Origin of the sequence: Burkholderia sp. PAMC 28687, from assembly GCF_001577465.1 — a bacterium.
Taxonomy (GTDB): domain Bacteria; phylum Pseudomonadota; class Gammaproteobacteria; order Burkholderiales; family Burkholderiaceae; genus Caballeronia.
In genome coordinates, this window is sequence record NZ_CP014505.1 from 293,000 (window position 1) to 316,553 (window position 23,554).

17 protein-coding genes are annotated in these 23,554 nt (G+C 61.7%); 7 read left to right on the top strand and 10 right to left on the bottom strand.

The window, feature by feature from the left end; translation table 11 throughout:
• Positions 1–106 precede the first annotated feature (106 nt).
• The 6 genes from recG to ubiA all read left to right on the top strand — a co-directional run bounded on the left by recG (position 107) and on the right by ubiA (position 7,159).
• A complete protein-coding gene (gene recG / locus AX768_RS01415) occupies positions 107–2,335 on the top strand; it encodes an ATP-dependent DNA helicase RecG (RefSeq protein ID WP_061998468.1) in 2,229 nt (742 codons plus the stop codon).
• Positions 2,336–2,481: 146 nt separating this feature from the next.
• The gene (locus AX768_RS01420; RefSeq protein WP_061998469.1) at positions 2,482–3,441 is read left to right on the top strand and encodes a hydrogen peroxide-inducible genes activator; all 960 of its coding nucleotides are present in this window, start codon (positions 2,482–2,484) and stop codon (positions 3,439–3,441) included.
• Between the two features lie 337 nt (positions 3,442–3,778).
• Positions 3,779–5,263, top strand: coding sequence for a catalase (locus AX768_RS01425; protein WP_061998470.1), 1,485 nt, complete (start codon positions 3,779–3,781; stop codon positions 5,261–5,263).
• A 67-nt stretch (positions 5,264–5,330) separates the two neighbouring features.
• The gene (locus tag AX768_RS32515; RefSeq protein ID WP_155524150.1) at positions 5,331–5,492 is read left to right on the top strand and encodes a hypothetical protein; all 162 of its coding nucleotides are present in this window, start codon (positions 5,331–5,333) and stop codon (positions 5,490–5,492) included.
• 182 nt (positions 5,493–5,674) lie between these two features.
• Positions 5,675–6,166, top strand: coding sequence for a Dps family protein (locus AX768_RS01430; RefSeq protein WP_061998471.1), 492 nt, complete (start codon positions 5,675–5,677; stop codon positions 6,164–6,166).
• Between the two features lie 132 nt (positions 6,167–6,298).
• The gene (ubiA, locus tag AX768_RS01435; RefSeq protein ID WP_061998472.1) at positions 6,299–7,159 is read left to right on the top strand and encodes a 4-hydroxybenzoate octaprenyltransferase; all 861 of its coding nucleotides are present in this window, start codon (positions 6,299–6,301) and stop codon (positions 7,157–7,159) included.
• A 60-nt stretch (positions 7,160–7,219) separates the two neighbouring features.
• Here ubiA and proC read toward each other — a convergent pair whose 3' ends face one another.
• From proC to AX768_RS01465, 6 genes are all read right to left on the bottom strand, one after another.
• Positions 7,220–8,032 carry a pyrroline-5-carboxylate reductase gene (proC, locus tag AX768_RS01440; protein WP_061998473.1) on the bottom strand — a complete coding sequence of 271 codons (813 nt, stop codon included), beginning with the start codon at positions 8,030–8,032 and terminating at the stop codon, positions 7,220–7,222.
• A 19-nt stretch (positions 8,033–8,051) separates the two neighbouring features.
• A complete protein-coding gene (locus AX768_RS01445; RefSeq protein ID WP_061998474.1) occupies positions 8,052–8,753 on the bottom strand; it encodes a YggS family pyridoxal phosphate-dependent enzyme in 702 nt (233 codons plus the stop codon).
• A 77-nt stretch (positions 8,754–8,830) separates the two neighbouring features.
• On the bottom strand, positions 8,831–10,057 hold the full coding sequence (gene glcF / locus AX768_RS01450) for a glycolate oxidase subunit GlcF (RefSeq protein WP_061998475.1): 1,227 nt from the start codon (positions 10,055–10,057) through the stop codon (positions 8,831–8,833).
• Positions 10,058–10,074: 17 nt separating this feature from the next.
• The gene (gene glcE / locus AX768_RS01455; RefSeq protein ID WP_061998476.1) at positions 10,075–11,163 is read right to left on the bottom strand and encodes a glycolate oxidase subunit GlcE; all 1,089 of its coding nucleotides are present in this window, start codon (positions 11,161–11,163) and stop codon (positions 10,075–10,077) included.
• A 178-nt stretch (positions 11,164–11,341) separates the two neighbouring features.
• A complete protein-coding gene (locus tag AX768_RS01460) occupies positions 11,342–12,835 on the bottom strand; it encodes an FAD-linked oxidase C-terminal domain-containing protein (protein ID WP_061998477.1) in 1,494 nt (497 codons plus the stop codon).
• A 130-nt stretch (positions 12,836–12,965) separates the two neighbouring features.
• Entirely contained in the window at positions 12,966–14,381 is a 1,416-nt protein-coding gene (locus tag AX768_RS01465) for an FAD-binding oxidoreductase (protein ID WP_062000684.1), read from the bottom strand.
• Positions 14,382–14,573: 192 nt separating this feature from the next.
• Between AX768_RS01465 and AX768_RS01470 the strand changes: the two genes are divergently transcribed.
• Complete coding sequence (locus AX768_RS01470; protein WP_061998478.1) at positions 14,574–15,125, top strand: cob(I)yrinic acid a,c-diamide adenosyltransferase; 552 nt, start codon at positions 14,574–14,576, stop codon at positions 15,123–15,125.
• 41 nt (positions 15,126–15,166) lie between these two features.
• On the opposite strand, the gene aroG is transcribed toward AX768_RS01470, so the two are convergent.
• From aroG to AX768_RS01490, 4 genes are all read right to left on the bottom strand, one after another.
• Positions 15,167–16,240, bottom strand: coding sequence for a 3-deoxy-7-phosphoheptulonate synthase AroG (aroG, locus tag AX768_RS01475; protein WP_061998479.1), 1,074 nt, complete (start codon positions 16,238–16,240; stop codon positions 15,167–15,169).
• A gap of 391 nt (positions 16,241–16,631) precedes the next feature.
• Entirely contained in the window at positions 16,632–18,098 is a 1,467-nt protein-coding gene (gene tldD, locus AX768_RS01480; RefSeq protein ID WP_061998480.1) for a metalloprotease TldD, read from the bottom strand.
• Between the two features lie 126 nt (positions 18,099–18,224).
• Entirely contained in the window at positions 18,225–19,046 is an 822-nt protein-coding gene (locus AX768_RS01485) for a carbon-nitrogen hydrolase family protein (RefSeq protein ID WP_061998481.1), read from the bottom strand.
• 73 nt (positions 19,047–19,119) lie between these two features.
• A complete protein-coding gene (locus AX768_RS01490; protein WP_061998482.1) occupies positions 19,120–23,370 on the bottom strand; it encodes a YhdP family phospholipid transporter in 4,251 nt (1,416 codons plus the stop codon).
• Between the last annotated feature and the right edge of the window lie 184 nt (positions 23,371–23,554).

Here is a 23,554-nt window from a genome sequence, read left to right on the forward strand (position 1 = left end):
CGTGCAAGGCGGCGCGCGACGGCGCTGTGGTGATGAATGCCCGGCGGCCGCGAAACGAGGCTTCGCCGTGCCGAACGAAGCCGATATTGTACTTTGAAGAGATTAGATGCCCTTGTCCGACCGCCGTTTGCTCGTCGATCCCGACGCCGAAATTGCTCCTGAAGCAGCGGGCGAACCGGACGCGCCCATACAAAAGCCCAAGCGCGCACGCGCGAGAAAACTCGCCGATCTTGAAATCGCGGACAAGGTCCAGCCGCTCAAACCCGCCGCGCCGACGCCCAAACCCGTCGATAAACTCGCGAAGCTCGGTTTGAAATCGGATATCGATCTGGTGCTGCATCTGCCGATGCGCTATGAAGACGAAACGACCATCACGCCGATCGGCCATCTGATCCCGGGCGACAACACCCAGACCGAAGGCGTCGTATTCGACAACGAGATTGCCTACCGGCCGCGCCGCCAGTTGCTCGTGAAAATGCACGACGACGCTGGCGACGAACTCACGCTGCGCTTCCTCAATTTCTACGGCTCGCAGGTCAAGCAGATGGCGATCGGCGTGCGTTTGCGGGTTCGCGGCGATGTGCGCGGCGGCTTCTTCGGCATGGAGATGGTCCATCCGCAAGTGCGTCCTGTCGATGAAGACACGCCGCTGCCCCAGGCGCTCACGCCGGTTTATCCGAGCACAGCGGGCGTGTCGCAGGCGTATTTGCGCAAGGCCATCGACAGCGCGTTGTCGCGTGTTCATCTGCCGGAACTGCTGCCCGAGAAAATCGCCCGCGCGCATCTTCAGCCGCTGAACGTTCCCGGCCTGCTCGACGCCGTAAGAACGCTGCACCATCCCCATGCCGATTCCGATGAAAACGCGCTGATCGACGGCACGCACCCGGCGTGGACACGTATCAAGTTCGAGGAATTGCTCGCACAGCAGTTGTCGTTGAAGCGCGCGCACGAGGAGCGCCGCACGCGCGCCGCGCCTGTGATGCCGCGTTTGCATGACGCGCCTGAATCGCTCGTCGCGCGGTTTTTGAAGACGCTGCCGTTCAAGCTGACCGGCGCGCAGGAACGGGTGTGCGCGGAGATCTCGGGCGAACTGACGTTGCCGCATCCCATGCAGCGTCTGCTTCAGGGCGATGTGGGCAGCGGCAAGACCATCGTGGCTGCGCTGGCTGCGGCGCAGGCCATCGACGCCGGTTATCAGGCCGCGCTGATGGCGCCGACCGAGATCCTCGCCGAGCAGCACGCGCGCAAGCTCCGCGCGTGGCTTGAACCATTGGGCGTGACCGTCGCGTGGCTTGCCGGTAGCTTGAAAGCGAAAGAAAAGCGCGCGGCGCTCGAAGCCGCGGCGTCCGGCGCGGCGCAGCTCGTGATCGGCACGCACGCGATCATTCAGGACGCGGTGGAGTTCGCGCGCCTGGGTTTTGCGATCATCGATGAACAACATCGCTTTGGCGTGGCGCAGCGGCTTGCATTGCGCGCCAAGGCGCAAAACGCCGGCGATGGCGTGCAGAATTTCCAGCCGCATCAACTGATGATGTCCGCCACGCCGATTCCACGCACGCTCGCGATGACGTATTACGCGGATCTGGATGTATCGACTATCGACGAGTTGCCGCCGGGCCGCACGCCGATCCTGACCAAGCTCGTTTCCGATAACCGCCGCGACGAAGTCATCGCCCGTGTGCGCGAGGCGGCGCTGACCGGCCGGCAAGTGTATTGGGTTTGTCCGCTGATCGAGGAAAGCGAGACGTTGCAGTTGCAGACGGCGGTGGAAACCTACGAGACGCTGGCCGTGGCGCTCCCCGAATTGCGAATCGGGCTCGTGCACGGCCGTTTGCCGCCCGCCGAAAAAGCCGCCGTCATGGACGCGTTCACGCGCGCCGAAGTCCAGTTGCTGGTTGCAACGACCGTGATTGAAGTGGGCGTGGACGTGCCGAACGCGTCGCTGATGGTGATCGAGCACGCCGAGCGTTTCGGCCTCGCGCAGCTTCATCAGTTGAGAGGGCGCGTGGGGCGGGGAAGCGCCGCGTCCGTATGCGTGCTGATGTACGCGGGGCCTTTGTCGCAGACGGCGCGCGCCCGATTGCAGACCATGCGCGAAACCACCGATGGCTTCGAAATCGCGCGCCGGGACCTCGAAATTCGCGGGCCTGGCGAATTTCTCGGCGCACGGCAATCCGGCGCTGCGATGCTGCGCTTTGCCAGCCTGGAAAACGATGGCTGGCTGATCGAGCCCGCGCGCGCGGCGGCCGATCAGATGCTCGCGCAATTCCCTGAAGCCGTGACCAGCCATCTCGCCCGCTGGCTCGGCGCACGCGAGCAGTACCTGAAAGCGTGAACGCGGCGGGGTTCCGCGGGTCTTAAGCATTCGCATGAAACGCAAGACTGCGTTTTTGGCGCGACTATTCTTGCGCGAGTTGGCGAATCCACCCGACGGGTGTATAAGTCAAATCCTATCGATTCATTGACTCTGATTGGCCCCTAATGACCCTTACCGAATTGAAGTACATCGTTGCAGTGGCCCGCGAGCGGCATTTCGGCCGTGCGGCCGAGGCGTGTTTCGTAAGCCAGCCGACTTTGTCGGTGGCAATCAAGAAGCTCGAAGACGAACTGAACGTACAGATTTTCGAACGCGGTACCAGCGAAGTCAGTGTGACACCCATCGGCGAACAGATCGTGACTCAGGCGCAGCGCGTCCTGGAACAGACGCTCGCGATCAAGGAAATCGCCAAGCAGGGCAAGGATCCGCTGGTCGGGCCGCTGCGGCTGGGCGTGATCTATACCATCGGGCCGTATCTCCTGCCCACGCTCGTCAAGCAGATGATCAAGCGCGTGCCGCAGATGCCGCTGATGCTGCAGGAAAACTACACGCTCAAGCTGATCGAACTGCTGAAGCAGGGTGAAATCGATGTCGCCATCATGGCGCTGCCGTTTCCCGAAACTGGCTTGATGGTCCGTCCGCTCTTCGATGAACCGTTCGTCGTTGCCATGCCTGCCGGTCATCCGTGGGAAAACCGCGAGAAGATCAACGCCGATGACCTTAAGCTCGAAACCATGCTGCTGCTCGGCAGCGGCCACTGTTTCCGCGACCACGTGCTCGGCGTATGTCCCGAGTTGATGCGGTTTTCGCAGAACGCGGACGGCATCCAGAAGACGTTCGAAGGGTCATCGCTGGAAACCATCCGGCATATGGTCGCAAGCGGCGTGGGCATTACCGTGCTGCCGCGCATGTCGGTGATGGAAGTGAAGCCGCATGCAGCGGGCGTCGATGCCGGTTTGCTCAGCTACGTTCCCTTCAATGACCCCGTGCCGGATCGTCGTGTCGTGCTCGCGTGGCGCAAGAGCTTCACGCGGATGCCGGCCATCGAAGCGATCTGCGATGCAATCGCCGCCTGCAATATTCCCGGCGTAACGCGGCTTGAACTACCCGCCGCAGTCAATTAAGCGTTTCTGCCGCGCCTGTCCTGGCGCGGCCTCTGAATCCATCCCTATTTTTCAAGTCCAACCGTCCCGAGCATTCGTTCGACCTATCGGATAGATTAAGTTAATTGAATTATAAAAATAGATAGCCTTTGTTATGCTTCTTCCCATGGGTCGGCACCGATCCAGCAAAACAACGCCAGAGGAAGCCATGACGATGATCGCTCGCCGCGCCACGCAACTTACCGCGAGTTATCGCGAAGCACGCAGCGTCGTGGTCGACGTGCTGGCCAGTTTCGCCGGCACGTGCTGAACAAACCCCGCAAGACGCAATTCGCCGAATACATTTCAGGAGCACTCGATGACCAATCGCACCCTTACCACCGCAGCAGGCGCGCCAGTCGGCGACAACCAGAATTCCGTGACCGCCGGCCCGCGCGGCCCGATTGCGCTGCAGGATTTCTGGCTGATCGAAAAGCTCGCGCACTTCGACCGCGAAGTGATTCCGGAGCGCCGCGTGCATGCCAAGGGATCGGGCGCGTTCGGCACGTTGACGGTCACGCACGACATCTCGCGTTTCACGAAAGCCAAGGTGTTCGCGGAAGTCGGCAAGCAGACGCCGATGTTCATGCGCTTCTCGACGGTTGCCGGCGAGCGCGGCGCAGCCGACGCCGAGCGCGATGTGCGCGGTTTCTCGATCAAGTTCTACACGGAAGAAGGCAACTGGGACGTGGTCGGCAACAACACGCCGGTGTTTTTCATCCGTGATCCGCTGAAGTTTCCCGACTTCATCCACACGCAAAAGCGCGATCCGTACACCAACATGCGCAGCAACGTGGCGGCGTGGGACTTCTGGTCGCGGCATCCGGAGTCGTTGCATCAGGTCACCATCCTGATGAGCGACCGTGGCATTCCGAAGAGCTACAGGCAGATGCATGGTTTCGGGTCGCATACGTATTCGTTCATCAACGCGAACAACGAGCGGTTCTATGTGAAGTTCCACTTCAAGTCGCAGCAGCCGCTCGAGAATTTCACCGACGCCGAAGCGTCGGCCGTAGTGGGCAGTGATCGTGAAAGCGCGCAACGCGATCTGGTGGACAACATCGATCGCGGCAATTTCCCGAAGTGGAATTTCCGCATCCAGGTGATGACGGAGGCAGAAGCGGCGACGTATCGCATGAATCCTTTCGATATCACCAAGGTATGGCCGCACAAGGATTTCCCGCTGATCGACGTGGGCACGCTCGAGTTGAATCGCAACGCAGGCAACTATTTCGCGGATGTGGAGCAAGCCGCTTTCACGCCGGCGAACGTGGTGCCGGGCATCGGCTTCTCGCCGGACCGCCTGCTGCAAGGCCGTTTGTTCTCGTATGGCGATGCGCACCGGTATCGTCTGGGCATCAATCACCATCAGATTCCGGTGAATGCGCCGAAGGCCGCTGTGCAGAACTCGTTTCATCGCGATGGCGGCATGCGTGTCGATGGCAACAGCGGCGGCCGCGTGAACTACGAGCCGAATCGCTTCGGCGACTTCTCGCAGGACGCGAGCGTGAATGAGCCGGCATTGGCGGCGGGTGCGGTGGAGCGCTACGACCATCGTGAAGACACGGACTACTACAGCCAGCCGGGCGACCTGTTCCGTCTCTTCGACGACGCGCAAAAGCAGCGCTTCTTCGGCAACATCGCGCGGCATATCCACGGCGTGCCGAACGAGATCGTGAAGGTTCAGATCGAGCACTTCCGGCGCGCCGACCCCGCGTATGCGGCGGGTGTGGTGAAAGCGCTGGCGGCATTGGGCCAGGTAGTCGAGACCGCCGACGCGGAGCTTGAAGCAGCAATGAAGTAAGCAGACCGGGGCGCTTGAGAAAAAGCGTCCCATCGATTGAAAACGCAGGACTCAAGGAGAAACGGCGATGACACAAGCGATCATGAATATCGAACGGGCGGTAAGCGGCTTTGAGGCCAAAAGCCTGAACGCGTCGCGCGGCGTGCGGCTCGCGATCGGTTTTGGCATCGTCGCGGCGAGTTACGCGGCGGTGGTTATCGAAGGATTGCGTGGTGCGGGGCTGGTCTGACGGACTTGTGCGATCCCATTGATGCGCGTCGTATCGACGCGCCCGATAACCCTCCGGACCCGCGCTGCACGGCGGGTCCGGCTGCGTTTCTAAGATAAACTCACGAACGCCCGGCGGAACCCGATCCACGATCTGGATCAGTCATTCGCCCGCATTGTTCGTATCACTCTCACGGAGTCACCATGGCGAAGAAAATCGCATCACCGGCTGTGAATATCGGTATCAGCGACAAAGACCGCAAGAAGATTGCCGATGGCCTGTCGCATCTGCTGGCCGACACCTACACGCTGTATCTGAAGACGCACAATTTTCACTGGAACGTCACGGGGCCGATGTTCAACACGCTCCACCTGATGTTCGAAGGTCAATACACGGAACTGGCGCTGGCGGTGGATGCCATCGCCGAACGTATCCGCGCGTTGGGCGTGTATGCGCCGGGCAGCTATCGCGAGTTCGCGAAGCTCTCGTCCATCCCGGAAGCCGATGGCATTCCGGCCGCCGAGGAGATGATCCGTCAATTGGTGGAAGGGCAGGAAGCCGTGGTGCGCACCGCGCGCGCAATCTTCCCGCTAACCGATAACGCCAACGACGAACCGACGGCCGATCTGTTGACGCAGCGCATGCAGATTCACGAAAAGACGGCGTGGATGTTGCGCGCGATGCTGGCGGAGTAAGACGCCGGCTGAGTATCACTTAGATTGCGATAAAGGCCCCGCGCTCGTCCGAACGCGGGGCCTTTTGCTGTGCGCGCCGCTCTAAACCGCGCTGCCTTAAAATACCGTCACTGTCATTCGGTGCAACCTGCCATGCTCGCTCGTCTTCCGCTTTATCTCCGCCTCGTCCGCATGGATAAACCCATCGGCAGCCTGCTTTTGCTGTGGCCGACGCTCAATGCGTTATGGATTGCATCGGATGGGCACCCATCGCCCATGCTTCTGCTGATCTTCGTGCTCGGCACGCTGCTCATGCGCTCGGCGGGTTGCGCGATAAACGACTACGCCGATCGCGATTTCGACAAACACGTGAAGCGCACCGAAAACCGGCCGATCACGTCCGGCAAGATTGCCGCGTGGGAAGCGGTGGCGCTGGCGGCGGTTTTATCGGCGATTGCGTTCTTGCTGATCCTGCCGCTCAACACGCTGACAAAAGAACTCTCGGTGTTTGCGCTTTTTGTCGCGGGAAGTTATCCGTTCACCAAGCGGTTCTTCGCCATTCCGCAGGCGTATCTGGGCATTGCATTCGGATTCGGCATTCCTATGGCGTTCGCCGCCATTCAGGATCACGTGCCGCCGCTCGCGTGGATCATGCTGGCCGCGAACGTCTTCTGGTCGGTCGCCTACGACACCGAATACGCGATGGTCGATCGCGACGATGACATCAAGATCGGCATCAGGACGTCGGCCCTGACGTTCGGCCGCTTCGATGTCTTTGCGATCATGCTTTGTTATGGCGTGACGCTCGGGATCTATGCGTGGATTGGCGTGACCCTGGCGTTCGGCTGGATGTACTGGATCGGCTGGGCGGCGGCGGTGGCGTGCGCGATCTATCACTACACGCTGATCAGGAACCGCGAGCGCATGTCGTGCTTCGCCGCGTTCAAACATAACAACTGGCTGGGCGGCGTCTTGTTCGCGGGCATTGCGGCGCATTACGCGTTTTTTCGCTAGGTCGGCGATCAGTTGGCGGCTTGATCACTGCTGCGGGCTTTGACCCGCAGCGGCGTTTTCTCAGGCCTTGCCCAGTTCCTCGCCCATCTCTTTCGCCCGCGCATCCGCGGCCAGTGCGCCGCGCACGATTGCATCCTTGACGCCCTGTGCATCGAAGGAAGCCAGCGCCGCAGCCGTCGTTCCGCCCTTCGATGTGACCCGCTCTCGCAACACACTCGCCGGTTCACCTGATTGCGCCGCCAACTGTGCCGCGCCGGTAAATGTCGCGACGGCGAGCGCCCTCCCTTGCTCTTCATCCATGCCAAGTTGACGCGCAGCTTCCTGTATTGCTTCGATGAAATAGAACACGTACGCCGGACCGCTGCCCGAAATGGCGGTGACGGCGTCGATCTTCGCTTCGTCGTCGAACCAGACGGTTTCGCCTACCGCTTCCAGCACCTTCGACGCCAGCGCCTTCGCTGCATCGTCCACGCCGGGCAACGCGGCCAGACCCGTCACGCCCATGCCGATCAACGCGGGCGTGTTCGGCATCGTGCGCACGATTTGCGTGTAGCCGCCAAGCCAGCGCGACAGGTCGGCCGCGCGAATGCCGGCCGCAATGCTGATCACCAGTTGCTTCGACAACACCGGCTGCAGCGCCGCTGCCACGTCCTTCAAGACCTGCGGTTTGACGGCAAGCAGAATGGCGTCGTATTCGCTCAGCTTCGAGTCGATCGATGCGCCTGTCGCCGCACCGAATTCCTTCTCTACGCGTCCTCGCGCTTCCTCGCCCGGATCGACGACATAAAGATCCGCCGCCGCCACGCCACGCTTGATCAGGCCGCCGATAAGCGCCGACGCCATGTTGCCGCCACCAATAAACGCAATTTTCATAGTGAGTTCAGATCGAAAGTCAGTTGGAGTAATCGCGTGCGCCGAAGATTGCCGTGCCGATGCGAACCATCGTCGCGCCTTCCAGGATCGCGGCTTCGATATCCGCCGACATGCCCATGGAAAGCGTATCCAGTTCAAGGCCGTCCGCGCGCAAGGTGTCCATGAGTTCGCGCAGACGCTTGTGCGGTGCGCGTTGTTCATCGAGTGTGGCGGCTGGTTCGGGAATCGACATCAAGCCGCGCAGCTTGAGATTGGGCAAGGCCGTGATCGCGTGCGCAATCGCCAACGCTTCTTCAGGCGCCACACCGCTTTTCGATTCCTCGCCGCTGACATTCACTTGCAGACAGACGTTGAGCGGCGCCATGCCGTCCGTGCGTTGAGCCGATAGCCGCTCGGCAATCTTCAGCCGGTCGACGGAATGCACCCAGTCGAAATTCTCGGCGACGACCTTGGTCTTGTTCGACTGCAATGGTCCAATGAAATGCCACTGGATCTGTCTGCGCAAGTCGGCGAGTTCGGCGATCTTCGCGACCGATTCCTGCACGTAGTTCTCGCCGAACGCGCGTTGTCCCGCGTCGAATGCGGCGCGGACATCGCCGGCAGGGAAAGTCTTCGATACCGCCAGCAACGCGACCGATGCCGGTTCGCGCGACGCTTCAGCCGCCGCTTTCGCTATGCGTTGACGAACTTCGTCGAGATGAAGGGCTATGTGAGAGGACATGGAAACGGACGCCGCAAGAAAAGCAGAGATCCGATTATACGGACGTGAGGCGGCTGCACGCCTCGCGCCGGCTGCCGTCAGCCATACAGCAGATGTTCCACGAGCTGGATCCAGTGCACGACAGGTGTCGATGTGCCGCTTTGCAAATGCGCGATACACCCCACATTCGCGGACACGATCATCTGCGGTTCGAGTTTCTCGAGCTTGTCGATTTTCTGGTCGCGCAACGTGTACGAGAGTTTGGGCTGCAGCACCGAGTAGGTCCCGGCCGAGCCGCAGCACAAGTGGTTATCGGCGGGAAGGTGAACTTCCATGCCGAGCGCCGTCAGCAGGTTTTCAACGCGGCCTCGGATCTGCTGGCCGTGCTGCAGCGTGCACGGCGGGTGAAACGCGACGGTATGGACGGCGCGCCGCCTCACCATCGCGGTCAGTTCTTCTTCGTACTGCGGCAGGATTTCAGCGAGGTCGCGCGTCATGTCCACGATCCGCGCGGCCTTCTCCGCGTAAGCCGGATCGTTGCGCAGCAAATGCGCGTACTCCTTGACCGTCGCGCCGCAACCGGATGCATTCATCACGATCGCCTCGACGCCGCTTTCAACATAAGGCCACCACGCGTCGATGTTGTTGCGGATATCGTCGAGGGCGTCGTCGTTGTAGCCCAGATGCAGGCGGATCGCGCCACAACAGCCCGCGTCCGGCGCGGTCAGCATCTGGATGCCCAGTGCATCGAAGACGCGCGCCGTTGCCGTGTTCACGTTGGGCATCATGGCCGGCTGGACGCAACCGGCGAGCATCAGCATCTTGCGTTCGTGGATGTTGGTCGGCGCTGCGAGCGGCCGTTGCGCCACGGGAATCTTGGCGCGCAAGGTCTTTGGCAGGAGCGGCCGGAATTGCTGGCCGAGCTTCATTGCGGGGGTGAAGAGCTTGCTGTTCGGCAGGAAGTTTGCGAGCAACTTGCGCTGCACGCGCTGGCCGAATGGCCGCTCGACCTTCTCCTCCACGATCTTCCTGCCGATTTCCACCAGCCTTCCATATTGCACACCTGAGGGGCACGTGGTTTCGCAATTGCGGCACGTAAGGCAGCGGTCCAGGTGCAGTTGCGTGCTGCGTGTCACGGGCGCGCCTTCCATCATCTGCTTCATCAGGTAGATGCGGCCGCGCGGGCCATCGAGTTCATCGCCGAGAATCTGGTAGGTCGGACACGTCGCCGTGCAGAATCCGCAATGCACGCACTTGCGCAGGATGGCTTCGGCTTCGTCGCCGTCGGCCGTGTTGCGCATGAAATCGGCGAGGTTGGTTTGCATTGCGTGGGTCGGTCAGCTTAAAAGTCGGGGTAGAGACGGCCGCGATTGAAGATGCGCGCGGGATCGAACGCAGATTTCAGGCCACGATGGATTTTCATCATCGGCGCGGGCAGGGGGGTGAAGACGCCGGCATTGCGGTCGTATGATGAACCCGAGCGGAAGATGGTCGCGTGTCCGCCGGCCTGCTTCGCGCTGATGCGCACGGTCTGCGCGTCGGCGTCGGTGATCCACCAGCGTTGCGCGCCGCCCCATTCCATCAGGTGCGGACCCGGGAGATGCATGGGCTCGGCAATCGATGGCAACGACAACCGCCACAACGCCGATTTCGGCGGCAGCACGGCAAAAAACGGATCGGACTGTTCGCGCAGGCCGCACCAGAAACGATCGGCTTCTACTGCGTCGACCACTTCGCCCCCGAGCGCCGTGCGCGCCGATTTCACAGCGGCTTCCGCGCCGCCGAGCCGCAACGCGAGCGTGTGGTCGCGCCACGCGCTGCCGGTGATCGGCAACGGATGGCCGCCCCATTCGTTGAGCTTGCGCACGGCATCGGTATCGTTCATCTCGAACTTGAGCGTGATTTCGGCGACCGGTTTCGGCAACACTTTCACCGATACCTGCAGAATCATCCCGAGCGTTCCAAGCGATCCGGCGAGCAGGCGCGAGACATCGTAACCCGCAACGTTCTTCACCACCTGGCCGCCGAAATGCAGCACGTGGCCCTGGCCGTTCATCACCACGGCGCCCAATACGAAATCGCGCGGCGCGCCGGCCGCGGCGCGCCGCGGGCCGGCGAGTCCTGCAGCAATGCAGCCGCCAATGGTTGCATCGTGGCCAAAGTGCGGCGGCTCGAACGGCAGCATCTGGTTGCATTCGTCGAGGCGCGCTTCGATCTCGCGCAGTGGTGTGCCGGCCTTCGCGGTGATCACGAGTTCGGCCGGGTCATGTTCGATGATTCCGCTGTGCGCGCGTGTATCGATGATTTCGCCTTGCAACGTCTGGCCGTACCAGTCCTTCGTACCGCCGCCGCGAATCCGCAAAGGCGTGTTGCTCGCTGTCGCGGCGCGCACGCGCTCGGACCAGCTCGCGACAATGTCTTCCTCGTTCATGGTGTCCTGCGTGTTGATGCTGGCCGTCTGCTGGCCAAATGGCTAGTTTTTGATGCTCCAGACCAGTGTATCGGCGCGTGCTGGTAAGGCCACTCGTATAAACGTGGATATGTTTCCTGCATCTGAACGGCCGCTGATGCCGGTGCGGCCGTTTAGTTGCCACGTCTGAACACGATGCCTAAAAGCGCGGAATTTCCGGATGCGGGAGCAAACCGCCGCGGATGTGCATCTTTCCGTACTCGGCGCAGCGCGCGCGCGTGGGAATGCCTTTGTCCGGATTGAGCAGGCCGGGAGGATCGAAGGCGCGCTTGATTGCGTGGAAAGTGTCACGTTCCTCCGGCGAAAACTGCACGCACATGGAATTGATCTTTTCGATCCCCACGCCATGCTCGCCCGTCACCGTCCCGCCGAGTTCCACGCAGGCTTCCAGGATGTCCGAGCCGAACGCTTCAGCGCGATGCCATTCGTCGAGATCGTTGCCATTGAAGAGAATGAGCGGATGCATGTTGCCGTCGCCCGCATGGAACACGTTCATGCAACGCAGCGCGTACTTGACTTCCATCTCTTCGATACGCGCAAGCAAAGGCCCGATCTGGCGGCGCGGCACGGTGCCGTCCATGCAGTAATAATCCGGCGAGATCCGCCCGGCTGCCGGAAACGCGTTCTTGCGCCCGGACCAGAATTTCAGCCGTTCGGCTTCGGAACGCGAAATCTGGATGCGGTTTGCGCCGAACTCGCGCAACACGGCCGTCATGCGAACGATTTCTTCGGACACTTCGTCTTGCGTGCCATCGGATTCGCACAGCAGGATCGCCTTGGCTTCAAGGTCGTAGCCGGCCTTCACGAATTCTTCGACCGCGCGCGTCGCGGGTTTGTCCATCATTTCGAGGCCGGCCGGGATGATCCCCGCCGCGATGATCGCCGCGACCGCGTTGCCGCCTTTCACCACGTCGTCGAAACTCGCCATGATGACTTGCGCCGTTTGCGGCTTCGGGATCAGCTTGACGGTGATTTCGGTGACGATCGCGAACATGCCTTCGCTGCCAATCAACACCGCAAGCAGATCGAGCCCGGGTGCGTCCAGCCCGAGTGAACCGAATTCGAGAATGTCGCCTTCCATCGATACAGCCCGCACCCGCATCACGTTGTGACACGTCAGGCCGTATTTGAGGCAATGAACGCCGCCGGAATTTTCACTGACGTTGCCGCCGATCGTGCACGCAATCTGCGATGAAGGATCGGGCGCGTAATAAAGCCCGTACTGCGCGGCGGCTTCGGAAATGGCGAGATTGCGCACGCCCGGCTGGACGGTCGCGGTGCGCGCATACGGATCGACTTCCATGATCTTGCGAAACCGCGCAAGAGACACCACGATGCCATGCCGTATCGGCATGGCGCCGCCCGACAAGCCCGTACCGGCGCCCCGCGGGACGATGGGCACGTCGAGCCGCGCGCAAATCTGCACGACGCGCTGAACCTGCGCCTCGGTTTCCGGCAATGCAACGGCAAGCGGCAAACGTCTATACGCGGCCAGTCCGTCGCATTCGTACGCGGCCGTGTCTTCCTCGCGATACAACAGGCAATGCGTCGGCAGCACGGCCATCAATGCCTGGACCACTTCGCGCTGGCGTTGCGCGAGAATTTCCGGCGAAAGCTCGGCGGGTGCGTTCATGTCTCCTCCCGGCGGTTTGTGCGCTGGAGCATTTCCAACAGCAGATCGCCTGATCTTGCACCTGGGCGTCCCCGCCGTCGATTGGGCTAATTACGGGGACGGAGCGCGTTTTCCCTGAGACGCCGAGTTATCAGGCGTCGTACGTAAAGATCTTGCCTGGATTCATCAGGTTGTTCGGATCGAGCGCGTGTTTGATCGAGCGCATCACGCTGATTGCGTCTTCGCCATGTTCTTCGATCATGAACTGCATCTTGTGCAGGCCGACGCCATGCTCGCCGGTACACGTTCCGCCCATGCGCAGCGCGCGCTGCACGATCCGGTGATTGATGCGTTCGGCTTCTTCGAGTTCTTCTGGCTTCGCGGGATCGAGCAGCATGGCGACGTGGAAATTACCATCGCCGACGTGGCCAACTATCGGGCAAGGCAACGTGCTCGCCTTCAGATCCTGTTCCGTCTCCATCACGCATTCGGCCAGGCGCGAGATCGGCACGCATACATCCGTGGTCACTGCGCGGCAACCGGGTTTCAATTGCAGCATCGCGAAATAGGCGTTGTGGCGCGCGTTCCACAGGCGGCTGCGATCTTCCGGGCGCGTCGCCCACTCGAAATCCGTGCCATGGTTTTCGGCAATGATCGCCTGCACCGTTTCCGCTTGCTCCTTCACGCTGCTTTCCGTGCCATGGAATTCGAAGAAGAGCATTGGCGATTCGCGGAAAGTCATGTTCGAGTGGCGGTTGATCGAACGCACGGCGAGCGAATCCAGGAATTCGACGCGGGCGACCGGCACGCCCATCTGGATTGTTTCGATGGTCGCGCGCACGGCGTCGCCCATCGACGGAAATGCGCACACCGCTGCCGATACCGCTTCGGGCTGCGGATAAAGCCGCACGGTGATCTCGACGATCACGCCAAGCGTGCCTTCCGAGCCGACGAACAAGCGCGTCAAGTCATATCCCGCCGATGATTTGCGCGCACGCGTGCCGGTCTTGATGACGCGGCCGTCGGCGAGTACGACGGTCAGGCCGAGCACGTTCTCGCGCATGGTCCCGTAACGCACGGCATTCGTGCCCGAGGCGCGCGTGGCGGACATCCCGCCAATGCTTGCGTCTGCGCCCGGGTCGATCGGGAAGAACAGGCCCGTGTCCTTCAATGCTTCGTTCAACTGTTTGCGCGAAATCCCGGGCTGGACCGTGACGGTCAGGTCTTCGGCGTCTATCGACAAGACGCGGTTCAGGCCGGACATGTCGATGGACACACCACCCTGCACCGCCAGCAAATGACCTTCAAGCGACGAACCATTGCCGTACGGAATCACCGGCACATTGTGTTCGGCGCACAGCTTCACTACGGTCTGGACTTCTTCCGTGCTCGTCACGAACACGACGGCATCGGGCAATTGCGGGTCGAACGGGGATTCGTCGCGGCCGTGGTGCTCGCGCACGGCAGCCGTGGTCGAAATGCGATCACCAAAAGCAGTTTTCAGCGCATCGAGCAGGGTGGCAGGAAAGGTGCGGCGAACGGCGATTGGAGGGACGGGATGGTTCACGGCATGTCTCCGGACATCGATGTGACGGACGTTGGGATGCACGAAATCCGGCAATGACGTGCGGGATTCATGCGTTTTATGCGTCTATTTTACGCCGATACCCCAAGTCCAGCCGATGCCCGGTCGATGCCCGGTCGATGCCTATAATGAACACGGACGCTGACCTTCGTTCGCGTCAACCTGGGAGACAACATGGGCAATCGCCTGAGCAAGATAGCGACGCGCACCGGCGACGACGGCTCGACCGGCCTCGGCGACGGCAGCCGCGTGCAGAAAGACGACGCGCGGATCGCGGCCATTGGAGACGTCGATGAACTGAATTCGCAGATCGGCGTGCTGTTGTGCGAAAAACTCCCCGACGATGTCCGCGCGGCGCTGGTCGCGATCCAGCACGATCTCTTCGACCTTGGCGGCGAGCTTTGCATTCCCGGCCATTCGATGATCGAAGAAGCGCATCTTGCGCGTATCGATGATTGGATCAACGAGTACAACGCCAACCTGCCGCCGCTGAAGGAATTCATCCTGCCGGGTGGATCGCGGGCGGCAGCGCTTGCTCACGTTAGCCGGACGGTTTGCCGTCGCGCGGAACGCTCGATCGTCGCGCTTGGCCGTGTGGACAAGATCAACGCCGAGCCGCGAAAATACGTGAACCGGCTTTCTGATTTGCTGTTTGTCCTGTCGCGCGTGCTGAACCGCGTAGATGGCGGGTCGGACGTGTTGTGGAATCACGAACGCAAGCTGTAAAGTAAAAAGGCTGCGAATCCGTCTTCGCAGCCTTTTCATCTTCAGTTGCCGTTACCACGCGCCACACGGCGCTGCTTCACGGCGGCGGCCAGCCCTTCCAGCACGCCCAGACTGTCTTCCCAGCTAATGCATGCGTCGGTCACGCTTTGACCGTAGACCAGCTCGCAGCCTTCCATCAGATCCTGACGCCCCGCGACCAGATTCGATTCCACCATCACGCCGACGATCCGCTCGTCGCCACCGGCAATCTGCTTGCCAATATCGGCGCAAACCGGGATCTGGTTCTCGTGCTTCTTCGAGCTATTGGCGTGGCTTGCGTCGATCATCAAGCGTGCCGCCAACCCTGCCTTGCCGATGTCGCTGCATGCGGCGTCGACACTTTGCGCATCGTAGTTCGGCGCCTTGCCGCCGCGCAAAATGATGTGGCAATCCTCGTTGCCGGCCGTCGACACGATCGCCGAATGCCCGCCCTTCGTCACCGACAGGAAATGGTGCGGCTGCGACGCGGCCTTGATCGCATCCACGGCAATCTTCACATTGCCGTCCGTCCCGTTCTTGAAGCCGACCGGGCACGACAATCCCGAAGCCAGTTCACGATGCACCTGAGATTCTGTCGTCCGCGCACCGATCGCGCCCCACGAAATCAGATCCGCGATGTACTGCGGGCTGATCATGTCGAGGTACTCGGTGCCGGCCGGCAACCCCAGTTCGTTGATGTGCAACAGCAGTTCGCGGGCGGTGCGCAGACCGTCATTGATTTTGAAGCTGTTGTCCATGTACGGGTCGTTGATCAGGCCCTTCCAGCCCACCGTGGTACGCGGCTTTTCGAAGTACACCCGCATCACGATTTCCAGCTCGCCCGCGAAACGCTTGCGCTGCTCGACCAGACGGCCGGCGTATTCCATCGCTGCCTTGGTGTCGTGAATCGAGCACGGTCCGATGATCACGATCAGCCGGTCTTCCATGCCGTGCAGGATGCGATGCATCGACTGGCGCGAGTTGTAGATGAGGTTCGAAACCGGCTCGGCGCACGCGAACTCGCGGATCAGGTGAGCAGGGGGCGTCAGTTCTTTCAATTCGCGGATTCGGACATCGTCGGTGTTGTGCGGGGGCATGCTGGTTCTCCAGGAACTCGTTTTGGTGCTGTGTTCAATGTGATGAAAGAAAAAGGCATAAAAAAACCGCCAGACTCGGCTGGCGGTTTTTCGGGAAACTTGGGTTCAGCACAAACGACTCACCCCTCTCGATCCGCCAGCGGCTTGAGATGCCAAAAGAAATAAAAATAAAACTTGGCGGACATGAGGTTTCGGTCTTTGGTAAAAATTGAACGTCTTGCTTTATAACCCCAAACTTGCGCGGGTGGCAAGTTGCAAGTTATTAAAATGCGGATAATCCGCATGCATTATGCTATTTTTGCGTGAGACGTGAAGGTTTCATGCGGGTTTTCCGCATGCCGCGCTTGCTTTCGACAAGCGGCGCGGCATGCGGAAGAGTGGAAGAGTCAGGTTAAACCGTGCCGCCCACCGTCATCTTTTCGATGCGCAACGTCGGCTGGCCCACGCCCACCGGCACGCTCTGGCCTTCCTTGCCGCACACGCCCACGCCGCCGTCGAGCGCCATGTCGTTGCCGATCATGGTCACGTACTTGAGCGATTCCGGGCCGCTGCCGATCAGCGTTGCGCCCTTCACCGGGTACGTCACCTTGCCGTTTTCGATCATGTACGCCTCGGACGCCGAGAACACGAACTTGCCGTTGGTGATGTCGACCTGACCGCCGCCGAAATTCACCGCATACAAGCCGTTTTTCACCGATGCCAGGATTTCGCCCGGATCTTTATCGCCGTTGAGCATGTACGTGTTGGTCATGCGTGGCATGGGCAGCGCCGCGTACGATTCACGTCGTGCATTGCCCGTCACCGGCATTTTCATCAGGCGCGCGTTCAGCGAGTCCTGGATGTAGCCCTTCAGGATGCCGTCCTCGATCAGCGTGGTGCACTGCGTGGGATTGCCTTCGTCGTCGATGTTGAGCGACCCGCGGCGATTCGGCAGCGTGCCGTCATCGACAACCGTGACGCCTTTCGCCGCCACCCGCTCGCCGATCCGGCCAGCAAACGCCGACGAGCCCTTGCGGTTGAAGTCGCCTTCCAGACCATGGCCGATGGCTTCGTGCAGCAGCACGCCGGGCCAGCCTGGTCCGAGCACGACGGTCATGGCGCCTGCCGGAGCGGGACGCGCGTCGAGATTGACCAGTGCCGCGTGCACGGCCTGATCGACGTAGGTGGAGAGAATTTCGTCGGTGAAGTAAGCGTAGTCGTAGCGACCGCCGCCACCGCCGCTGCCAATCTCGCGGCGTCCGTCCTTCTCGGCGATCACCGTCACAGAAACGCGCACGAGCGGCCGGATGTCGGCGGCCAGGGCGCCGTCGCTGCGCGCGACCAGCACGACGTCGTACTCGCCCGCCAACCCTGCCATAACCTGAACGATGCGCGGGTCGCGTCCCCGCGCCATCTGCTCGACGCGCTCGAGCAATTTCACCTTGGCGGTGGCATCGAGCGACGAAAGCGGATCCGACGGCAGATAAAGGTCGCGGCCGAACACGCCGGTCAGCGAACTCGCCGATTTGATCTTGTGTTTGCCCCCGCCTGCTTTCGCGATCGCGCGCGTCGCCATGGCCGCCTGGCGAATGGAATCAGCCGACAGATCGTCCGAATACGCGAACGCCGTCCGGTCGCCCGACACGGCGCGAACGCCCACGCCCTGGTCGATGCTGAAACTGCCCGATTTGACGATGCCTTCCTCCAGGCTCCACGCCTCGCTGCGGGTGGACTGGAAATAGAGATCCGCATAGTCAACGCGGTGCGTGAAGATCTCTGCCAGCGTGCGCGTAATGGTGGATTCGTCTAGGCCGTAAGGCGTCAGAAGAATCTCTTTCGCGGTGGCGAGATTTCGGATGCCGGGTTCGATGATGTTCATTCGGTGCCTGTGGCGAAGTCTGTAGGGATTAAAAGCATTCTAACGTCGGAGCATTTATGCCACACCCTGACCAAATGGAGGGGTACTCCGAAAAAAACAAGCCAACTAAACAAGCTAGCTCCCAAGCTAGCCCAGTACGCGATGACGAAAGGCCGGCAGGCTCTGCCGGACAGACGCGATGCGCGCTTTATCGATATTTCCCGCCGCCACGCCCGGGCCTTCTTCCACCACGGCCACGATCTCGCCCCACGGGTCGATCAGCATGCTGTGGCCCCAGGTGCGGCGCCCGTTCTCGTGTTTGCCGCCCTGCGCTGCGGCGAGCACGTAGCACTGGTTTTCCACCGCACGCGCCTTGAGCAGCGTTTCCCAGTGCGCCTCGCCGGTTGTATACGTGAAGGCGGACGGCACGACCATCAACGCGCAGTCGCCCATCTTTCTATAGAGCTCGGGAAAACGCAGGTCATAGCACACCGACAAACCCACCCGTCCGAACGGCGCTTCGAATGTACGCACTTCGCTGCCCGGGCAGATGGTGCGGGCTTCATCGAAGGATTCCGAGCCTTTTTCGAAGTTGAACAGGTGGATCTTGTCGTACCGGGCGACCGGCTTGCCGGTGGGATCGAAAACGAGCGTGGTATTGAGCACACGCGACGCCTCCGATGATTCCAGCGGCAACGTCCCGCCGATGATCCAGACCCGATGCTCGCGCGCGGCATCGGACAAGAACTGCTGGATCGGGCCCTGGCCGAAGGTTTCGCGGATCGCGAGCTTGTCCGTGTCCTTGAAACCCATGAAGCAGAAGTACTCCGGCAGCAGCACGAGCTTCGCGCCGTCACGCGCGGCTTCGGCGATCAGCCGTCCCGCTTCCGCGATATTTCGGTCGCGATCCGCCACGCTGACCATTTGCAGCGCGGCGACGCGGAAATTTTCGGGGATGCTTTCGCTCATGTCAGCCTTTCAGAAAGGGCACGATAAATGATCGATTTGCCGTCAACGCAAGCCATTAGCGCGACAAGCGCGCTCAATCCGCCTCTGCGGCAGCAGGAATTTCGATCTTACCCTGATCGCCTTTGACCCGCTGAATGACGGGTTTCGACCACGGGCCGGTAATGGAATAGTCGCGGGTAAAGGCTTTGCCAATCGACTTCGACAACACCAGATCCCCGGCCAGCGTGGCGAGGCCGAGCAGCGGATTGATCACGGCCGCGCCAATGGCCACCGCGCCCGCACTGATCGTCGGGATGACCTTGGCATGCAAGTCCTGCGTGTGCTTCGGCAGATCGACGAGACCCGTCAGTTCGACGCGCGCCGGCGGGGTGACCATCTTGAAATCGTCCGTCCGTCCGATGCCATCCTGAACCGTCGCGGTGCCGGTGATCTTCTCGAACGGCAGGCCCTTGCCGACGACATCCTGGAAGTTCAGCGTAAGAAAGTGCGCGAGGCTCTGCAGGCTGAATACGCCGAGCCATTTGACCGCCGCCGCGTTTTTGACTTTCAGGATCTGGCCGTGCTCGAAATCGACGGCGACCTTGCCGTTGAGCGTGGGCATGTCGATCGCGGCGGGACTGCCGTCCCAGCCGAGCTGGCCCGTGACCGAGCCCTTGCCATTCTCCACCGTCTGCGGCAAACCCATGCGCTCGACGAGCGCGCCGGCATCGAGGATATCGAGCTTGAAATCGACTGCCGTGCGGCGCGGGGCGTCATCGTCGGAAGCGGTTTCCGGATGCGCTCCGGCGCCCGGAATCGTGCGCCAGTTGGCCGTGGCGGAAAGCCTCGCGTCCGGATTCTCCAGGTCGAGCTTGTCCAGATGCCAGACCGGCACGCCGTCTTCCACGCCGTTGCGCGCGTTGACTTCCAGCCGCCCGAGCGTGCGTTCGCGCACCACGAGTTCGTTCACGATCAAGTCGATGGACGGCATGTTGCTCGGCGGCGGCCTGCGGATCATTTGCCCGACCATGTCGTTCTCCGTCTTGTCCGGGATCACGACCTTGGCGAAGCGCGCCTGCAGGGCGCCCGGACTCTCCTTGGTCGCGCCGGGCAGCCATTCGACATATCCCGATACCTGATTCGACGCGATGTTCGCCTTCCACTTGCGGTCGTCGTCACCATCGCCGCGCGTGGCGCCGATGGCCACGTTTTCCCAGCGCCGGGCGAGCAGCTTGAGCGTGGTGAAGTGCAGGGCGATGCGGTCGGGAACGAACTGCTTCGCGACTGCGGAAGGGGCCTTGCCATCCGCCAGCCGGACAGGCGGCGCGGCGGCAGGGACAGGGGCAGGGGCTGGCATTGGCCCGAGATCCGAGATGGTCTTGCGCCAGGCATCGGCATCGAGTTCATCCAGGTCGACCGCTGCTGTCACGCCTTCGGCCGGAAGATCCGCCGGCTTGTTCACGCCGATGGCGCCGCGCTCCACAACGGGCGCCGCCTTGCCTTCGCGCTTGAGCAGGTAGTGCGCATTGACGGGCCCGAGCGTGAGCTTTGCATCGTGTTCCACCTGCGATCCGGCGACGGGCGCGAAGGTGAACGTGAAGGGCATCGGCGCGCCCTGGGCCTTGTTGAACGGCGCAGGGAAATCGAGGCCGAGGCCCGTCAGATCGGAGTTCGCTTCAACGCGCGGCAACGCGTTTTTTACGCCGCGCACCCGCAGGTCGTAAGGCGCTGTGCCGCTGAGGTGTTTGAGCAGCGCCACCGTCTGCGCCTGATTGCGCAGGTTCAGGCTTTGGGCCGCGTCCGCACCGATACGGCCAGTGACATCGAATGCATAACTGCCGTCGGGTTTCACGCCGCCCGTACCGCGCACGTCGCCGCCGAGGAACTTGCCGGTGATGCCATCGAGCGATGCGGTTTTTTCTCCGAAGCTCGCGCGGCCTCTCAGATTCGACAGGGGCGGAAACGCCTCGTATTCGAGATCGTTGCCGGCGAACGTGAGCGAGCCCTTGTAACCCACGCGTTGCCGCTGACCGGGCGGCGGCGCGACGCGCGGAATCTGCAATTGCAGCGCGAGCGCGGCATTGCCGGTCGCGTGGATCTTGGTCGCGACATGTTGCGAGAGCGAGCCGAGCGAACTGTCTTCTACATAGCGCAGCATGTCGGTGATCGGACCGTGCGCGTCGGCATCGATGATCAGTTTCGATTCACGATTTCCCAGGTCTTCAATGCGCCCCGTGGTCTTGCGCACGCCTATGCCCAGGTAATGACCGCGCGTGATATCGAAGCCGAGTTTGTTTTCGGCGAGATGAAACGTCCCGTCGATACCATCAAAGGCCGGCCATTGATTCGGAGTGCCGTTTGCCATGGTCTTGGGCGGGTAGGGCGTGGGCTCGAACTTGCCGCCGGTGAACGGCGCGACGATGCGGAACTTGCCGGCATCGGGGAAACGGGAATAGGGAAATTTCGTCAGGTCGCCATGAATCTCGATGGTGCCATTACGCGAGACGCCCGCCTGCAACGCGTGGCCAAGATACATGCGCAGCTTCTCGCTGATGCTCGTCGGCAAGAAGTGGGTGAGGCTCGTCACCTTCAGATACTCGGCCGTCGCCTTCAGGTCGAGCGAACCGCGCCCTTCGCCTTCGTTCTTGTAATCGGCCGTGGCGCGGGCTTCGGCGTCGGCGTTCTTCACGTGCAGATTGTCGATATGCGCCGTGATCGCCTTGTGCGGCTTGCCGGGGGCGTTGGCGACGGTCCAGGTCACGCGGCCATCGATCTGATCCATGACGAGGCGCGGGTTGTCGAAGACGCCGGGAAGCGTGATCGCGGTATTTTTCGTATCGATGACCGCGCTGCCGTGGTCCTGGTCTGCGTCGATCCTGCCCCACAGGTTTTCCACGCCTGGAATCCCGGCGCGCGGATGATTGTTCACCGTCAGGCCCGGCGGCGGTTCCTGCGCCAGCACGCTCACGCCGCGAAGGTCCCCCTTGACGGTGTAACGCGTGGGCGGCTCGGTGCCTTTTTCGCGTTGCGCCTGCGCCTGAGCAGGTGTGGTCGGCGCGGGACGTTCGGTTTCCAGCGTGTAGTTGGCAATCTGTCCGTGCGGATCGAAGCGGATCAGGTCGTTCTGCACCTTCGACGGCAACGGCAGCGCGCGCATGAATTCGCCAAGAATGCCGAGATCCACGAAATCGCCCGACACGCCGAACTTCTGCCCGAGATTCACGGACGCCGCGCGGTATCTGCCGGTAAGCGTGTGCATGGCAAGCAACCGGGACACGGGCGTGCCGTCGGACATCGGTTTCTGGCCGAGCTCGGCTTGCAGATTGGCGAGATGCAGCGTGTATTCGTTGTCCTGGAAGCCGAGATCCCAATTGAATTTCGCGATGGGCATGTCGAGGCGCGGCTGCGTCGGGCGCACGCGCAGCGCGATGTCCGAACCCGTCAGGTCGCCGCCCGCCGTCTTCAGTTTGCCGTCTGCAAAGTCGAGCCAGATGCGGTTATCGAAGCGGCCGCTGTAGGTCGCGAACGGCATCTTCACGTAGTGCGCGAGCGTGGGTAGATCGACGGGTCCCGTCGATAAATACGCGTCTCCCGTCCAGTTCTCCGGACGGCCCGCCGTGCTGAACCGCGTATGGGTGAAATCCGCGCGGAAATCGAGCGGACCATGCAGCACGTCGCCATCCGGCGGCGCCTGAAGCGCGAGGCGGTGGCGATTGCCATCGGTGAGAATCGCGAGCTTGATGCGCTTGAGCGCAAGTTCCGGCGCGCCGCGCTGCGCGTCATGCCAGCGCAGCGTGCCGTCGCGCAGCACGATGGCTTGCTGGCTCAACAGCCAGGTCATGAACGTATTGTTGCCGGTGTGTTTGGCCGGGATCGGCACGCCGGCCACGCTGAACGTGCCGTCCTTGTTACGCGCAATGATGACGTCGGGTCCATCGACCGTCAGGTTCGAGAGCACCGGGATGGGCCCGAGCAGCGAACGCCACGCGACCGTCGCGCTCGCGTGCGGGACAGCGACGCCGGGTGAACCGTCGGCGGCGTCGATGCGCAGGTTGTCCATATCGAAGGAAGGCTGCAGGCCGGACCATTTCGCGGTGATCCGTCCAAGGCGTAATTGCGCATGAATTTTCGCCGATACCATCTGCTCGATGCGCGGCCTGAACGCATCGATCTGAGGCAGCACGGCGTAACGCAAGACCAGGTAGATACCGGCGACCGCGAAATACACCATGGCGACCAGCACCAGAAGGACTTTGAGCGCCCGCGTCAAAACGCGCTCGACTCGACCGCCAAGCTTCATTGGTACAGCTTCTGGCAGGTCGGCAAATTCCTTTTGGTCGGACATGCGGCGGCGGATCGGCGATATGGTAGGTTTTCGAGATTTGACGTTGAAATGTAACACAGCGCGCAGTTCAAAAAACTGCGGAGAGACGCTACGATGCGCCCGCTGAGCCGCGCCGGATGGACCTTTCCCGTCTTCTGCGCACTTTGTTACAAAAGCCCCGGCAACGAGCCGGACATGTTTGCAG

What these genes read in the sequence shown, in the direction of transcription:
- AX768_RS01490 (WP_061998482.1), bottom strand. Translation starts at nt 23,370, where the DNA reads ATGTCCGACCAAAAGGAATTTGCCGACCTGCCAGAAGCTGTACCAATG.
- tldD (WP_061998480.1), bottom strand. Translation starts at nt 18,098, where the DNA reads ATGAACATCATCGAACCCGGCATCCGAAATCTCGCCACCGCGAAAGAG.
- aroG (WP_061998479.1), bottom strand. Translation starts at nt 16,240, where the DNA reads ATGCCCCCGCACAACACCGACGATGTCCGAATCCGCGAATTGAAAGAA.
- AX768_RS01485 (WP_061998481.1), bottom strand. Translation starts at nt 19,046, where the DNA reads ATGAGCGAAAGCATCCCCGAAAATTTCCGCGTCGCCGCGCTGCAAATG.
- glcF (WP_061998475.1), bottom strand. Translation starts at nt 10,057, where the DNA reads ATGCAAACCAACCTCGCCGATTTCATGCGCAACACGGCCGACGGCGAC.
- AX768_RS01420 (WP_061998469.1), top strand. Translation starts at nt 2,482, where the DNA reads ATGACCCTTACCGAATTGAAGTACATCGTTGCAGTGGCCCGCGAGCGG.
- ubiA (WP_061998472.1), top strand. Translation starts at nt 6,299, where the DNA reads ATGCTCGCTCGTCTTCCGCTTTATCTCCGCCTCGTCCGCATGGATAAA.
- AX768_RS01460 (WP_061998477.1), bottom strand. Translation starts at nt 12,835, where the DNA reads ATGAACGCACCCGCCGAGCTTTCGCCGGAAATTCTCGCGCAACGCCAG.
- AX768_RS01445 (WP_061998474.1), bottom strand. Translation starts at nt 8,753, where the DNA reads ATGTCCTCTCACATAGCCCTTCATCTCGACGAAGTTCGTCAACGCATA.
- glcE (WP_061998476.1), bottom strand. Translation starts at nt 11,163, where the DNA reads ATGAACGAGGAAGACATTGTCGCGAGCTGGTCCGAGCGCGTGCGCGCC.
- AX768_RS01470 (WP_061998478.1), top strand. Translation starts at nt 14,574, where the DNA reads ATGGGCAATCGCCTGAGCAAGATAGCGACGCGCACCGGCGACGACGGC.
- recG (WP_061998468.1), top strand. Translation starts at nt 107, where the DNA reads ATGCCCTTGTCCGACCGCCGTTTGCTCGTCGATCCCGACGCCGAAATT.
- AX768_RS01430 (WP_061998471.1), top strand. Translation starts at nt 5,675, where the DNA reads ATGGCGAAGAAAATCGCATCACCGGCTGTGAATATCGGTATCAGCGAC.
- AX768_RS32515 (WP_155524150.1), top strand. Translation starts at nt 5,331, where the DNA reads ATGACACAAGCGATCATGAATATCGAACGGGCGGTAAGCGGCTTTGAG.
- proC (WP_061998473.1), bottom strand. Translation starts at nt 8,032, where the DNA reads ATGAAAATTGCGTTTATTGGTGGCGGCAACATGGCGTCGGCGCTTATC.
- AX768_RS01425 (WP_061998470.1), top strand. Translation starts at nt 3,779, where the DNA reads ATGACCAATCGCACCCTTACCACCGCAGCAGGCGCGCCAGTCGGCGAC.